This is a genomic window from Apibacter sp. B3546 (assembly GCF_009827885.1).
In the GTDB taxonomy this organism is placed as follows: Bacteria; Bacteroidota; Bacteroidia; order Flavobacteriales; family Weeksellaceae; genus Apibacter.
In genome coordinates, this window is sequence record NZ_WINW01000037.1 from 308,453 (window position 1) to 324,850 (window position 16,398).

A 16,398-nucleotide genomic window follows, 5' to 3' on the forward strand; every position below is an offset into this window, starting at 1 on the left:
ATTTTTAATTTTATATTATTGACAAATTTAATAAATTTGATTAGGTTTACAGATGTCAATTTTAAAATAGGGTAAAAGCTTAATGAAATTTATAATGAACTAACAGAGAGGTTTATAAGATTATTAAGTTCGCAATTGATATTGCATAGGCCTATATAAATATAATTATCTAAATAGCTACTAGACAAGCTAAATTTACAAATGAAAAAAATATATTTTCTTCACGGATATCAAACTTCAGGAAAAAAATTCAATTGCTTACAAAATTTTTATCGCAATAGTAAAGAATTTAGCCTTATATATTGGGAATGGGATGAATTTATGGACATTCCTAAATTTTTAGAAGAAAAAGCAAAAATTTTCGAGGAAGATAAAGGGGATAAAATTATTATGGCAGACAGTATGGGGGCAAATCTTGCTTGGAATTTGGTAAATTTCTTCAAAGATATTCATTATGTTATGACTAATCCTGTTTTCTCTTCGGAACAAATTAAAGATCAAAAACGAATTCCTCCCGAAATGAAAGAAAAAATATTTTCGGCTACTTCTGAAAATATTTTAAACAAAAATATACATCTTATTATCTCTAAAAATGATGAAGTTATTTATCCGGAATATTATAAAAAAGTATTTGGTGAGTCATTAAAGGTGTTGGAGTTGGATGATTTACATGCCATTTCTCATATGGCTGAGTATATGCCTTTAATTCATCAAGTAATTTGTGAAGCATTTGAAAAATCCAAACAGTAAAAATTAATATTTATACTAGCTTCATAGAATTTTATTAAAAATAAATATTTGCATTATCGTCCAATAAAGATCTTGTTTAAAATTTATCAATATTAGTATACTATTTAATTGAAAATACACATATAAATGTTAACTGTCTTTTATAAAAGTATACATATGATTAGTTAATCTTACTTATGAAGTAGTTAACAAAAGATAATTATTTAAAATCTATAAAAAGATCTCTATAAGTTTTGTAAATCTTTTAGCATGATTACTAAAAGTTTCTAAAACGGATTTATAAACTACATTATGTTTATAATAGATATGTGTTTTAAAATTATTTCTTACTAGAATTCATAGAACTGTTTATTAATAAAGAACAACACTTTAAAATTATAAAAAACAATATCCGGCTATACAATAATTTACATTTTGTATAGTTAAAAATTAGCAAAATAAAATTTTAAGAATGTATTATAATACATTCTGAATAAACAAGATATTAAAATTTTATGATTCTTATAGCAATGAAATTTGAAATGGTAAGAACTTAAAATTAATATCAGTTAGTTTTTAATTAAATTTAATTAAGCATGTACCGCAAGAATAGCCGCCTCCAAAAACGGAAAGACATACAAGATCACCTTCTTTAAAAATATCATAATTCTGAGCAAAAACCAAAGGGGCACTTGCACACCCTGTATTGCCTAATTCTTCCACATTTGTAAGCGATTTATTTTCAGCTAACCCTAATTCATGACATACATTATTTAAAATTCTTTTATTTGCTTGATGACCGATAAAATAAGTTAGATCAGATATCGTATAACCATTTTTCTTGATTATAGCATCTGTTAGCTTTGTTAAATATATACACGCTTGAGTAAATACATCTTTACCATAAGGCATATGTAAACCATTTTTAGGCTCCATAGTAACCGCTTTAGGTCCATAGCCTATATTACCAAGACCAAGTGTATTAATATCTAAAACTTCAGCTTCATTTGGACGCATAGGTTCTGAGGAAAAAAATAGAGCAACGGCAGCATCCCCCCATAAATGTCCGGATTGAATGTCTTTGTCATCTGAATAGCTGGAGTTTCTATCAGCACTTATTAATAATGCTTTTGAAGATATTTTGCTTTTAAAAAAAGAATTAATAATTTCCATACCATTGATGGCAGAAGAACAAGCAGAAGATATATAAAAAGCTTTGGCATTGTTTATGTTAAACTCTTTTTGAATAATATGAGCAGTAGTCCCCACCGTATCATTGGGTGTATAAGAAGCAAATACAATTAAATCTACTTCACTAATGTCGTAAGGCAAATTTTTAACAGCATCTTCAACGGCTTTAATGCTCATGTAGTCTATAGTTTCTTCTTCTGAAGCTCTGGCTCGGGTCAAAATCCCGGTCCTCTTAAAATACCAATCTTCTGATAAATCATTAAGTTTTGCAAAATAACTATTAGTAACTCTCTTAGTAGGTATATAACATCCTTTAGAATTTATAAACATTTTAAAATATTTAATTATTAAAATTTTTGCAAATATAGTCTTCTAATAAGTTATTTTTTAATTTATTTAGCTGAGTTTTGTTAAAAGAACGCATATATTAACATATTATTAAGGGTAATTTAACATCAAATTTTATGCCATTGCAAATTATTTGTAAAATTAATTCAAAAAAAATGATTATAATTTAACTAATTGGTTAAATTTATATTTATAATGTATTTTTTGTTTTTAAGAAAATATTGAATCATATGCGAATATTTTTTTTAATAATAAGATTAAATTATCTTTATTATTGCGAAAAAATATGGGTTTATATCCTATATATATTCGGAAAAATTATTATAATTGTAGCCTAAAATACCTAATAATAGTATAATTATTTGTGAGTCAATACCTAACTACAAATTTTAACATATAAATGAAATATTTAGACTTGTTTAATTATTTAAAGAAAATTGAAAATTATACAGCGGATGAAATTGAAATAGACGAGAATTTGGTTATTAGAAACTTTTCATTTAAATCAAATTATCGATTTATACTTCCAGGTGGTTTAGGTAATAATGATGATTATGAGTTCTTAAGTAATCCAATTAACGATCTTGATCCGGATGTCATACAAAAGATGCTTAATAAAAAAGATGCAGATATATCCGAGAATATTGAGTTTCGTTATCATATAATAATGCCTAAAAAAGAAAAAAAGGCAAAAGAAATAATTATTCTATTTCATGGGTTTAATGAAAAGTATTGGAGTAAGTATTTACCCTGGGCAACCTATTTAGCAGAAAAAACCGGAAAAGCTATTGTTTTATTTCCAATGGCATTTCATATGAATAGGGCTCCCTTGTTGTGGAGTAATTCCAGAGAAATGTATCGGGTAAGTGAGGAACGAAAAAAAAGAATTCCCATACTTATATGTTCCAGCCTTTCAAATGTAGCAATAAGTACACGTATAAATAATAAACCTCAACGGTTTATTTGGTCGGGTTTACAATCCTATTACGATGTTATAGATTTTGTTGAAGATATTAAAGAAGATCTACATCCGGCAATTGATAAAGATGCTAAAATTGACTTTTTTGCCTATTCCATTGGTGCTTTTTTAGCTGAAGTTTTAAAAATGAGCAACAGAAACGGTTATTTTTCAGATACCAAATGTGCCATTTTTTGTGGAGGTGCCGTATTTAACCGATTAACACCCGTCTCCAAATTTATTTTGGATAGTGAAGCCGGAGTTGGGTTATATTCCTTTATTGTTGAACATATGGAAAGTCATATGAAAAGAGACGAGATTCTTCGACACTATATGTATACTGAACCGGAGGGGCCTAATTTCAGGAGTATGCTTTGTTATAAAAACCTAATTAAAGAAAGGGAAGAAACATTTAGAAAAATCAGCGATCAATTTTATGTAATTACTTTGGCTAAAGATGAAGTGATTCCTTCCTACGAAATTATGAATACATTGCAAGGAACGGCAAGAGATATTCCGGTAAAAATTGAATTAATGGATTATCCATACACATATATTCACGAAGACCCATTTCCTTGTGGAAAAGAAATCTCAGATGAAGTTGATGAATGTTTTACCTTTACATTTGATAAAATTTGTAATTTCTTAATGGAAAAATAAATTATTGTTCTTCCATCTATTTAAAAATATCTTTTTTCTTGGTATAAAAAATAAAACCTATTTTAAATTTAGTAGCAGATTATCCTGGTTTAGCTTGATGTATACTAAATTAGAATTAGAATTTTTTATATTAAATCATATAATGCTTAAAAAAACATAATATATTCTGCAAATTGAAATCAATAGATGGTAAGTTTTAAAAAATTTCCGACTAAATCTAATAGGTAATTATATAGAGTAGATTTAAAAAAATTCATCGATTTTAAATAACCGATAAATTGTCTATTGATTATTAATTAAACATTTTTGTTCTTTATAAATTTTAATTACATAAATTATTTTATGGTTCTTATTTAAACATTTAACGTTTTAGCTATCAAGAAGTAAAGGGTTAAAATTTTTACGAACCTAATTAATAATTTATAATTTTTATATAAGAAATTTAAGAAATCTTCAAAATTTTAGGTATAAAAGGCTAATTAATTGTGAAAAATTTTATAATTTTAAAAAATACAATTAATAATAATACTATAACTACTAAAATTTGATTATGAGCAAGCCTAACTATTTGATTATTTTCTTATTATTTATTTACACACTTAATGCGCAAGTAGGAATCGGAAATGAATTTCCGGATCCCCAAACCATGTTAGATATCTCTTCCCCTAAAAATAACAAGGGAATTTTAATACCAAGACTAAGTCAGAAACAAAGAGATTCTATTGAAACCGCTGTTAGCAAAAATGGTTTGTTGATATTTAATACAACTGAAAACTGCTTTAATTACTGGAATAAGATCGAAGCGAGATGGATTAGTATTTGCGGTAATAAGTTAAGTGCTGATTTCAGCATAGATTGTTCCACTATTAAAGTATTAGGAAATTATGTTAACGATGAAGCTCTTACCGCGGAAAATAAAATCGCTGTAACGGTGCATGTTTCTAAACCGGGACCCTATACAATTAATGCTGTTTCTTCTCCGGATAACAGGTATTTTTTTTCTAAATCAGGAGAATTTCTTTCAACAGGGACTTACACAATTGAAATTCCGGGATATGGTACTCCTATAGATTTTACCCCTGAAAATAATTCAGGAGATGAATTTACTTTAACAACTCAGGAAATAAATGAAGTTAATTCATGTAAATTTAATGTCATTGTAAAACAGCGGGTAATGAAATCGGCATATAATTTAGATTGTTCTTCTATATCCGTTAAGGGATCTTATACAAGTGGATCTCAATTATCGCCTAATAATTATATTGAAGTAACCATAAGTTTTAATCCGATTAACATTGGGGCTCCATTATCTTTATATACAAATATTGTTGATGGTATTGGTTTTAAGACTGAAAATTTAACATTAGAAGGAGATGAACAGCAGAACAATAATAATATAATAACTCAAACGGTAAAGCTGCAAGGATATGGAATTCCGGAAGGTTACTCAACCAAAGAGTTAACTATATATTCTAACAGTGAATTATCAACCAGTTGTTCAGCATCGGTACCCATGACTTATTATTATGATTATGTGAAATTATATGCTACCGGTGCGGGAGTATATAATGCTTTGTCAACCGGTCCATATGGTGGTAATTTATCTTTAATGGTAAACAGTTCCGAAAATTTTGGTCCTTCACCAAACAGTATAGTTAAATTTAAAGGATGGATTGATAATAAAAATATATTAGATTCTCCCAAAGAAACAGAGTTAGAAAATTTGTTGCTGGGGGATAATCCACCGGATATACTTATTACCGGGCAAACATCTGAAATCACGCTTAAATCAGCTCCAATTTATGTAGAGTATCTTAAAAGAAAAGGGATTGTGCTTCTTTTTATAGAAGATCAAAGTCGTGTAGAACGTTTTTTTAAAGCTTTATATCCTGATTTACCGATCAAAGGCTCATTGTATACTGATCAAAAAGGAAATGGTATTGTATGGGATTTTACAGATGCGGATAATTCTGTTTTAAATGGTCCTTTTGGAGACATACGAGGAAAAAAATGGGGAGACGATGCTAGTCAAACAGTAGTTTTAGAATCATTGCCTATAGAAGATCTTGAAATATTTTCAGGAACTGAAGATGGAAGAATTTCTGCATTTAAACATAAAAAATATAATTTAATCTTTGTTGGAGATGGGGGATTTAATTCGTCACTTACTAATTATCCCAATAAAATGAATGGAAATGATGCAAGTTCTTATAAATATCCTATGTTAATAGATAAAGTTACAATTAACGATTATACATATCCTTATTATCCAATACCCAAGCCTAATTATGGAAATGTTAATATAGGAGGGCCTATTCATACTATATATAATTCAATTTTTACCGCAAATGCAATTGCTTGGGCTATAGAAACAGCTCAAACCAACGGAATTAATTCTCAGTCAAGAGAATAAATCGTTTGAAACCATGTAAAACATTATAGTTTTTTAAGTTTCCGTTTGATTAACTAAAATAATATTTTTAGTAAAAGGTTACTGAATTATTGTAATAATTTTATGTATTTAAATTCAATAAAAAAATTAAAATTTAGAAAGAAATTCTGATTTAAAAGAAAATAAATATAATTCTTAAATTAGATAATTACCCTTTATGGTACTTTTACTTTTGATTCTAAATTTGCAATTTCAACAATTTTAAGAGTAGTTTTTAATCACATCTGATGTTTCCATAGATGTTCACTAGGAATCGTGCGATAATGTGTGATATTAATAATATTAACATATATTAGATCAATATTTATATTTATTATTTAATAAATTTCACTTGATAATAATAATTAATTATTTATTCAGTTAATTAAAAGTAATTATAATTACACATTTTATTTTATTTGTAATTTTGAGTAAGTTTATAGGTTAAGATTAAGCTGTTAGCTTTTTATTTTGTTATCTGAATTCTACCAAATTTAAATATATATGATAATAAGTAGAAACGATGGCAAATATCCAATGGAGGAAAAATACTTGTTCATTTATTTTAGGTTCTTTCAGATTGCAATTAAGAGACTACAAACTCACAGCTTATTTTTATTAAAAAAATTGACTTTTGAGTTTGAAGTCCTTAAATAACTATAATCATGAAAAAATTATTAATTATTACATCTTTTACTTTAACAGCTGTGAGCTTTCTAACTTCATTTACAAATTCAGAAAAGGTATCACAAGAAAGAAATTGCCAGTACGGTCAATGTATTAAAATAAAAAAAGACGGGTACCAATGCCGAAATTGTGCACAACAAGGAAGCTATTATTGTTGGTCACACCGTTAAGATATTTACATTGGAAAAATAAGAAATCAATAGATTAATAAGAAAATTTTTATTGTGATATTTCCAAATCTAAAATTATAAAAAAGGTACTTGATTTTTAAATCTCAATATTTTTATATTTTAAAAATTTGAATTAAATAAGTTTAGATATAAATGTATTGAGATTTTTTTAATTAAATAATTATCAATTCAAAGAAAATAAAATGAATGATAAATATATATTCGATTTATACATTTATTTAAATGGTCCCCAAAAAGGTTATGATTTAAAAAGATTTAGGAAAGAAATCTCAACTGATCCGGAGTATAATAAACGTGTTTATAAATATATTGGAGGTAAAAAAGCAGGAATTGATTACGATGCCTTTGCTGCTGCTACCGGACTAACAGATTATTTGAAAAGAAAAAAAATAAATCCAAAGATAGTTATCAACCCAATGATCCGGATAACTACGCTGATCAAATTTATGAGGCAGATTATGCATATGTCGAAAAAAGTAAACCAATAAAAGAAACTAAAGTAAAACAGGTTATTTCACAACGAGGGGAACATATACAAAATGTATTCTCAAATTATTGAATAATTATATCTATATTAGTTATTGTAATAGGTTTTACATGTAAAAGACTACTGTTGAATAAGAAAATAAATAAGAAAAATCAAGAATAAACATATCAATAGTATATATTTTTAATTTCATTTAAAATTAATGTAACGATTGTTTTATGATGGAATAATCTTATGCATTAAAATAATTTATTTAAAAATATATTTTATTGTAAAATAAACTCGTAAGATTTAGATGATAATATACTTTTAGTTAAAAATCTTACGAGTATCAAGCTAATATATTTAAGGATTTATGACTGACTTTAATAGTGTTAATAAATGGATAGAAATAGTTTTTAGCGCTTTAAAAGGAAAATATAACTCTGTAAATGCCATTTTTTGTAACTATGAGTTAATCTATTTTATATTCAAAAAGTATCAAAAGATTTGATACTTTCTTTAAAAAGGTATCAAAAAATTGGTAAAATATGGCAGAATATGGCACAGGTAAAAAAACGTAAAAAGAGCTATAAACCGCGTAAAAAAAGAAAACCCGCTATTTAAGCGGGTTTATTAGCGGAGAGAGAGGGATTCGAACCCCCGGACCTGTTACAGTCAACGGTTTTCAAGACCGCCGCAATCGACCACTCTGCCATCTCTCCGGCTACCTTATAGGTAGGTTATTTTTAACGGTTGCAAATATACAAACCTTTTTTCTTTTTCCAAATTTTTTAAATAGAAATTTCCTCCGTAGTAGTTAATAAATCGTCTAAATTTTCTCTTCGTCTGATTAAGTGAGGTTTACCGTTTATTAATAAAACCTCAGCAGGTTTCAATCTTGAGTTATAATTGGAGGACATGGAGAAACAATAAGCCCCTGCATTTTGGAAACAAAGCAAATCACCTTCGTGTATTTCGCTTATCTTTCGATTCGTTCCAAAAGTATCGGTTTCACAAATATAGCCTACCACAGTATAGAATCGGTGTCTTCCTTCAGGATTGGAAAGATTAGTAATGGTATGGTGAGCATTATAAAACATAGGGCGTATCAAATGATTAAACCCGCTGTCAACTTCAGCAAAAACAGTTGAAGTAGTTTGCTTGATTACATTTACTGAAACAATAAAAAATCCGGATTGACTAACTAAAAATTTACCCGGCTCAAACATAAGGGTCAATTCATGAGGATATGTTTTTTGAAACTCATTAAAACGCTCTCCCAATTTTTTACCCAAATAATTAATATCGGTTTCATGATCTCCTTCCTTATAAGCAACTTTAAATCCGCTTCCGAAATCAATATAATCTAGATCATGAAATTCCTTAGCTACATTAAAAAGTATTTCAGCTCCTTTAAGGAAAACTTCCACATCAAGAATATCGGAACCTGTGTGCATGTGTACTCCTTCCACTTTGATTCCCGTATTATTTACGATTCGCAAAACATGAGGAAGCTGATGAATAGAAATTCCAAATTTCGAATCAATATGGCCGGTTGAAATTTTAGTGTTTCCACCTGCCATAATGTGAGGATTAATTCGAATGCAAACAGGATAATTTTTTATTTCATGACCAAAAGTTTCTAAAATCGAAAGATTATCAATATTGATACGAACGCCTAACTGAACGGCTTGTTTAATCTCTTGAAAAGAAACCCCGTTGGGAGTGTAAATAATTTCTTTTGGTTCGAATCCGGCTCTTAAACCCAACTGAACTTCTTGTATGGATACAGTGTCCAATCCGGAACCAATACTTTTAATGAATTTTAAAATATTAAGATTGGTATTAGCTTTACACGCATAATTTAACTTGACTTTTTTAACGCTTTTAAATGCTTTAACTAGCCTGTTATATTGATTTTTAATTATATCGGCATCATAAACATAAAGAGGAGTGCCAAATTCTTTGGCTAAATTTTCAAGTTGTTGTATTCTTGCTAATTCCATAGTTTTATAAAAATATACAGTTTGTAAAGTTATAAAAAAGTAGATAGCTAAATAAATTAATAAGAATTTATTTTAAGCGCGTGTACGTATTCCTTTTTTCAACAAAGTATTGAAATATAATGTATTTTTTGTTATAATAATTTTTGATTCCGGCTTTACGTTTTTTTAAAAATTTAGGCAACATTTGATAAACAGCAAAATGAGCCCGAACGATGGCCCAACAATGTTTCCAACCATTTGAAAAAAGAAATCTAATTCCTGCTAATCCATCTAATAACAACCTGAATAAAATAATCCATACCACTTGATCGGACGGTAAATTCTTAATAAGCATCAAAAGATTATTTCTGAAATTAAGATAAGTCTTTTCAGGATTGTAAACATCCAAAGTGCCACCACCCACATGATATACCGTAGACTCAGAACAATAATAAATAATTTTACCTTTATTTTTTAATCTCCAGCAAAGATCAATCTCTTCCATATGAGCAAAAAAATCGGAATCGAATCCTTCATTTTCCCAAAAATCCTCCCTTCTTATAAATAAACAAGCTCCGGTTGCCCAAAATATTTCGCAGTTGTCATTATATTGTCCCGTATCTTTTTCGAGACTGAAAAAAACTCTTCCACGACAAAACAGATAACCTAAATTATCTATAAAACCACCTGCAGCTCCTGCAAATTCAAAATAATCTTTTTCCTTGTAACTTCTAATTTTAGGCTGAATAGCTGAAATATTCGAATTGTCTTGAAATAATTTTAAAATGGGTACTGTCCAGTTTTCAGTAACTTGCACATCAGAATTTAATAAACAATAAATATCTTCAGAAATAAATTTTAAACCTTCATTATATCCACCCGCATAACCATAATTTTTATTGTTTTGTATGATTTTTACCGACGGAAAATTTTTTTGCAAGTAATATATAGAATCATCCGTTGAGGCATTATCAATTACATAAATAGATGAGCCCGGACTGTAATCGATTACCTTTTGTAAAAATTTCTCAAACCAGCCAATTCCATTATAGTTAAGTATAGCAATTGCTAAAGTTGATAATCTATTCCGCTTGTGTATTTCCATCTTTTATGAGACCAAAGCCAAAGACTTGGATTGGATTTTATATTTTGTTCTAATTCAGAGTAAAATTTTTCGACAATTTCGTTTTCCCTGAATTGGTCGCCATCAGGAAGAATACGTTTCAAATGAGCTTCATATTTTCCTCTTTTCACTTTAACCATATCAACATACACAATCGCATAATCTTTTTTTCGAGAAATTTTATCATATCCATTAAATGCGGGAGTTATTCGATTAAAAAAATTTAATTCATAATGAATTCTACTTTTAAAGGGGCTTTGATCCGCAACAAACAAAAATACATGAGAACCGTCATTAGGCAATTTAATCATAGATCTTGCCACCTCTTTAACCGAAAGAGGAATAGTTCCAAACCTGGCGCGAGATTCATGTACTTCCTGATCAAAAAAATTATTTGCCACTTTTTTATATACGGCATATGAATGCTTCTGACTTAAATCCATGGAAATTCCTGTTAACCACTCCCAATTGAACATATGTCCGATAAGCATAATGATATCTTTTTTTTCTTTATGGCATTGTTGCGAAACTTCCAAATTTACAAATTTGATTCTCTCATCATAATCTTCCTCCTTCATCGAAAATGTTTTAATCAGTTCAACCATAAAATCCATAAAATTTCTGTAAAACTGTTTTTGAATTTTCAATCTTTCTTCCTTGGTTTTATCAGGAAAAGCAATTAAGAGATTATTTCTGACAATTTTTTTTCTATAACCAATGATATAATAAATGATAAAATACAAAAATGTTGAGATACCATATAGAACGGGAAAAGATACTTTGGATATCTGAAGTAATATATTCTTTATTAACCTTTTCAAAATAATTGAATATTAAAACAAAAGTAGTAAAGAATTTTATAATTTAAATTTTCTATTGGATAAACCATTGATTAAGATTGATATAAAAAAGTGTTAATTTTTTCTTGTAACCAGTTAATCCAATTCTCATCTTCATTCAGACATTTTATATAATGAAATTCTTTGCCTCCGCATTCCATAAATAATTTTTTGTCCGTTATCGCAAGTTCTTCCAAAGTTTCAAGACAATCGGATACAAAAGCAGGTGCCACAACCGCTATTTTAGATACCCCTTCAGAAGGAAGAGATTCCAAAGTTTTATCAGTATAAGGTTTTAACCAGGGATCTCTGCCTAATCTGGATTGAAAAGTTTGCCTGATTTTAGATGTATCTAAACCTAATTTTTGGCGAACTTTTTCGGTAACGTAATAGCATTGATGTCGGTAGCAGTAGGGATGAGATGCCAATCCTTTTTCGAAACAACAAGTATCGTCAATTCGGCACTGCTTAGTCGGATCGGTTTTGTAAATATGACGTTCTGGAAGACCGTGATAACTGAATAAAATCAAATCGTAGGATTCGGGCAGCTGTTTTTTTATAGAATTGCTTAAAACCTCTAAATATTCTTCATCATTATAAAAAGGAGGTAGAAAGCTTATTGATATATCCGGGTAATACTTTTTTTGAATTTCTTTAGTCTTTTCTACTACAGTTTCAGTTGTGCTCATTGCATATTGAGGGTATAATGGAATAACCAAAACTTCTGAAACTCCTTGATTTTTTAATTCGAGCAGACCATTTTGAATGGAAGGTTCTTGATATCTCATCGCTAATGCAATGGGATATTTTAACTTTTTTTGCAATAGTTGAGTAATTCTTTTTGAAATTACAACTAAAGGAGAGCCTTCCTTCCACCAAATATTTTGATAGGCATGAGCAGATTCTTTAGGTCTTTTAGGTAAGATCATGCATTCCACAATGAATTTACGAATTAACCACGGCGCATCAATTACCCGTTTGTCCATTAGGAACTCACGCAAATAAACTCGAACATCTTGTTCTGATGGAGTTTTTGGTGATCCCAGATTGACCAAAAGTATCCCTTTCATCTTTTTTTAGTATATATAATTACAAAAATAAGAATCTATTGGTAATAAATTTCTTTTTCTCATAATAAGAACTGATTATATTATAAAATAATTAATTAATTCGTAATACACACCTTATAGAAAAATAGAATGATATACTTTTTAAAAAAAATGTTTAAATTGAATTTAACTGAAAAGGTTGGGTTCTGAAATAATAATTTTTTGTAACTTATTTGAAATGAAAAATTTATTACGTATTTGAAGTAAAATTTCAGCATTTATGGTGGATGGAACCATTATTTTTTTTATCTGTTCTACATTTTTTATTTGTGTGTGCAGGGAATAAAAACCGTATCCTTTAAAATGACCGTTTTCAAAAAACAAAAAAGATTTTTCACCGAATGTTCTTCCCTTATCTGTTAATAAAATATACGTATCTTCTTGAAAATTTATTTCTGAAAGTATATTTACACCACTATCTATTTTTTTTTGTAAAGAAAGTAATGCATCTTCAGCTTTATCTAAGGTTTCAAAAGCGAATAAAGCATATTTTTTATTTTTAAAATTGATAAAATCAATGCTTAAAGTGGGTGGCGTAAAGAAAATACCGAATATAGTAGTATAATTTTCTTTAGTAGGCTTATAAAGGGGGCGATTAATTTTAATTTCATTTAAAGCCTTTATGTTCGCAATAATTTCATTTCCGGTAAGCTCAAAACTGATTTCTTTGGTTTTAACTTGTAAAATTCTTGACCTTTTACTTTTTGAAGTTAAAATCTGTCTGGCTTTAGTTGATATATCTAAACCTTTATCGATGTATATAATTTTGTCATTTTCATCATGAAAATAAAAAACTCCGGTTTCAAGGGGAAGCTTTTCTAAAAAAGAAAGTATTTTTTTATTTAAAGATTGGTAGTTGCTATGCTTTATGGATGATCCAATAATATTTTTATGTAAATCTTTAGCTAATAAAAGCTGAAACAATTTAACGGTAGCGCGAGCATCTCCATGAGCTCTGTGTCTATCGCTTACAGGAATTCCCAGCGAATCACAAAGTTTACCTAAAGAATAGGAGGTCATACCCGGAATTAGATTTCGGCTTAATGTGATAGTATCCAGGGTGGGGCGTTGATAATCATATCCTAAACGAGAGAATTCACTGCGTATTACACGATAATCGAAACTAATATTATGTCCAACAAGAATGGCATCATCCGTGATTTCAACAATTCGCTTTGCCAATTCATAAAATTTGGGTGAAGTTTTTACCATTTTTTGCGTAATGCCCGTGAGCTTTTGAACATAAAAATGTATTTCCTTTTCAGGGTTGACTAAAGAGCTAAAAGAATCTGTAATTTTTTCTCCATCGAATCTATATATGGCGATTTCAATTAAACTTTCTTCATTAAATTTACCACCGCTGGTTTCCACATCTAAAATTGCATAGTCCATATAAAAATATCTATACTCGTCAAAAATTAATTTTTTCTTCTTGTATTTTTTTTTACCCCTAAAGCTCCGAAAAACATTTTTGACCCTTCTCGTACAAATGTTCTTCCGATATCTCTAACAAATGGTGAATTCATTATTTTTTCAAATAAAGAGGGTTCGGATTTTTGAGTAGTTGTGTTTCCTTTTTTGTTCGTTTGAGTTTCTGTAGTTGTAGAATTTTTATCATTAGAAACGGCATTCATTCTTTCACTAAGAATTTCATAAGCACTTTCTTTATTAATATCTTCCGCATATTTTTTAACCAAGTCCGAATTATTTACAATCTCATCAATTTCATCGGAAGTAAGTACATCCATGCGAGAACTTGGTGAGATCATGAATGTATCTGCCAAAGGAGTAGGGATTCCTTTTTCATCTAATGAAGTTACAAATGCTTCTCCTATACCTAATTGTTGTATCAGATCATTGGCTTTATAATACGTAGAAGTCGGATAATTTTCTACCGCTTTGTTTATCTCTTTTTTGTCCTTTGCGGTAAAGCCTCGCAAAGCATGTTGTATCTTTAATCCTAACTGACTTAAAACGCCATCGGGAACATCTCCCGGAACCTGGGTACAGAAATATAAACCAATCCCTTTGGAACGTATAAGCTTAACCATAGTTTCAATCTGATTAAGTAAAGCTTTAGAAGCTTCATTAAATATAAGATGGGCTTCATCTATAAAAATGGCAAGTTTAGGTTTGTCAAGATCACCTACCTCAGGAAAGGTCTGATATATTTCAGACAATAAGCTCAACATAAAAGTTGAAAAAAATTGGGGTTGATTTTGAATATCTGTTAAACGAATAATACTCACAACTCCCAACCCGTTTCTAACTTCCAATAAATCGTCTGTATTAAAGCTGGGTTCTCCAAAAAAACGACCGGCGCCTTGTTGTTCCAAAGAAACAATCTTTCTTAAAATTGAACCTAAAGAGCTGGGAGCAATTGAACCGTAGTTTTGAGCCAATTCCGATTTGCCTTGATCATTGTCGGTTACAAATTGTAAAACTTTTCGTAAATCGTCAAGATCAAGTAAGGGAAGTTTCTTATCATCACAATATTTAAAAAGTATTGACATGATACTGGTTTGAACATCATTAAGTTCAAGGATTTTACTTAATAATATAGGTCCAAATTCAGTAATCGTAGCTCTGAGTCTGACTCCCTTTTCTTGTGAAATAGTTAATAATTCCACCGGGAATCCTTGTGTATGGTAAGATAAATCTAATTTTTTATAACGTTCCAGTATTTTGGGGTTATTAGGATCACCGGCTTTTGCAATTCCACTTAAATCACCTTTGATATCCATTAATAAGGTTGGAACACCTTTAAGGGAAAGTTGCTCGGCCAATACCTGAAGAGTTTTGGTTTTTCCGGTGCCCGTAGCACCCGCAATTAAACCGTGTCTGTTTATCATTTTTAAAGGAACCGATATTTCAACTTCCGGTACTATTTGGCCATCTAACATAGCTTTTCCAAGCATTATTTTTTCTCCCTTATAGTTATAACGAGAAGTAAGGTCTTTAATAAACATTTCTTTCATTATAAGAAAATTATAATTATTATAAAGTTGTAAAGTTAGTATTTTTAAATAGTATGTAAGAGGATATCTTCGCTAAATGTATATTATTATATTACATTTTTATATGTAAATTTAAAATGGCTATCCTTTAAATAAATAATTAGATAATTTAAGTTATTTTTTGTAATTTGTGAAATTTATTATTATTTTGTAAAGTAATAAAAATAGGGATAATTATAATGAAAATTAAAGTTATAAATAAATCAAAGCATGAGCTTCCCGAATACAAAACGGCCTTTTCCGCAGGAATGGATCTAAGAGCAAACTTGGAAGCTTCTGTATTATTAAAGCCTTTGGAAAGAAAAATAATACCTACAGGACTATATATTGAAATACCTCCCGGATATGAAGGGCAAATCCGTCCAAGAAGTGGATTAGCCATTAAACACGGAATTGGTTGTCCTAATTCTCCGGGAACTATAGATGCTGATTATAGAGGTGAATTAGGGGTAATTTTAGTAAATCTTTCTAAAGAAGATTTTACTATAAATGATGGAGAGAGGATAGCGCAATTAGTGATAGCAAAACATGAAACAATAGTTTGGGAAGAAGTGGAAGAACTGAGTGAAACGGTGAGAGGTACAGGGGGATATGGAAGTTCAGGTATCAAATAAAATTAGTAATACTAAAAAAACTTTTTAAGAACATTTTAATTAGATAA

At 29.1% G+C, this 16,398-nt stretch carries 13 protein-coding genes and 1 tRNA gene; 6 read left to right on the forward strand and 8 right to left on the reverse strand.

Features of this window, described 5'->3' with window-relative positions:
• Positions 1–201 precede the first annotated feature (201 nt).
• A complete protein-coding gene (locus tag GFU93_RS09935; protein ID WP_160569101.1) occupies positions 202–750 on the forward strand; it encodes a hypothetical protein in 549 nt (182 codons plus the stop codon).
• A gap of 555 nt (positions 751–1,305) precedes the next feature.
• On the opposite strand, the gene GFU93_RS09940 is transcribed toward GFU93_RS09935, so the two are convergent.
• Positions 1,306–2,250, reverse strand: a complete 945-nt coding sequence (locus GFU93_RS09940) for a 3-oxoacyl-ACP synthase III family protein (protein WP_160569102.1) — start codon at positions 2,248–2,250, stop codon at positions 1,306–1,308.
• A 418-nt stretch (positions 2,251–2,668) separates the two neighbouring features.
• Here GFU93_RS09940 and GFU93_RS09945 point away from each other — a divergent pair, with 418 nt between their 5' ends.
• The 4 genes from GFU93_RS09945 to GFU93_RS09960 all read left to right on the forward strand — a co-directional run bounded on the left by GFU93_RS09945 (position 2,669) and on the right by GFU93_RS09960 (position 7,683).
• Positions 2,669–3,886, forward strand: a complete 1,218-nt coding sequence (locus tag GFU93_RS09945) for a DUF6051 family protein (protein ID WP_160569104.1) — start codon at positions 2,669–2,671, stop codon at positions 3,884–3,886.
• A gap of 550 nt (positions 3,887–4,436) precedes the next feature.
• Positions 4,437–6,299, forward strand: a complete 1,863-nt coding sequence (locus GFU93_RS09950) for a hypothetical protein (RefSeq protein ID WP_160569106.1) — start codon at positions 4,437–4,439, stop codon at positions 6,297–6,299.
• Positions 6,300–6,982: 683 nt separating this feature from the next.
• Positions 6,983–7,174 carry a hypothetical protein gene (locus GFU93_RS09955; protein ID WP_160541843.1) on the forward strand — a complete coding sequence of 64 codons (192 nt, stop codon included), beginning with the start codon at positions 6,983–6,985 and terminating at the stop codon, positions 7,172–7,174.
• Between the two features lie 203 nt (positions 7,175–7,377).
• The gene (locus tag GFU93_RS09960) at positions 7,378–7,683 is read left to right on the forward strand and encodes a hypothetical protein (protein ID WP_160569108.1); all 306 of its coding nucleotides are present in this window, start codon (positions 7,378–7,380) and stop codon (positions 7,681–7,683) included.
• A gap of 618 nt (positions 7,684–8,301) precedes the next feature.
• Here GFU93_RS09960 and GFU93_RS09965 read toward each other — a convergent pair.
• The 7 genes from GFU93_RS09965 to GFU93_RS09995 form a co-directional block, all read right to left on the reverse strand.
• Positions 8,302–8,386 (reverse strand) — tRNA-Ser (locus tag GFU93_RS09965).
• Between the two features lie 69 nt (positions 8,387–8,455).
• Positions 8,456–9,670 (reverse strand): diaminopimelate decarboxylase, encoded by a 1,215-nt coding sequence (gene lysA / locus GFU93_RS09970; RefSeq protein ID WP_160569110.1) that lies wholly within the window; start codon positions 9,668–9,670, stop codon positions 8,456–8,458.
• A gap of 67 nt (positions 9,671–9,737) precedes the next feature.
• Complete coding sequence (locus GFU93_RS09975) at positions 9,738–10,754, reverse strand: glycosyltransferase family 2 protein (protein WP_160569112.1); 1,017 nt, start codon at positions 10,752–10,754, stop codon at positions 9,738–9,740.
• Complete coding sequence (locus GFU93_RS09980) at positions 10,718–11,593, reverse strand: lysophospholipid acyltransferase family protein (protein ID WP_160569114.1); 876 nt, start codon at positions 11,591–11,593, stop codon at positions 10,718–10,720. The genes GFU93_RS09975 and GFU93_RS09980 overlap by 37 nt, the downstream gene beginning before the upstream one ends.
• A gap of 71 nt (positions 11,594–11,664) precedes the next feature.
• Positions 11,665–12,681 carry a ferrochelatase gene (gene hemH / locus GFU93_RS09985; protein ID WP_160569117.1) on the reverse strand — a complete coding sequence of 339 codons (1,017 nt, stop codon included), beginning with the start codon at positions 12,679–12,681 and terminating at the stop codon, positions 11,665–11,667.
• A gap of 165 nt (positions 12,682–12,846) precedes the next feature.
• Positions 12,847–14,112 carry an exonuclease domain-containing protein gene (locus GFU93_RS09990; protein WP_160569119.1) on the reverse strand — a complete coding sequence of 422 codons (1,266 nt, stop codon included), beginning with the start codon at positions 14,110–14,112 and terminating at the stop codon, positions 12,847–12,849.
• Between the two features lie 26 nt (positions 14,113–14,138).
• A complete protein-coding gene (locus GFU93_RS09995) occupies positions 14,139–15,698 on the reverse strand; it encodes a helicase HerA-like domain-containing protein (RefSeq protein WP_160569121.1) in 1,560 nt (519 codons plus the stop codon).
• Between the two features lie 218 nt (positions 15,699–15,916).
• On the opposite strand from GFU93_RS09995, the gene dut reads away from it, so the two are divergent.
• Positions 15,917–16,351 (forward strand): dUTP diphosphatase, encoded by a 435-nt coding sequence (gene dut, locus GFU93_RS10000; RefSeq protein ID WP_105296616.1) that lies wholly within the window; start codon positions 15,917–15,919, stop codon positions 16,349–16,351.
• The last annotated feature ends 47 nt before the right edge of the window (positions 16,352–16,398 follow it).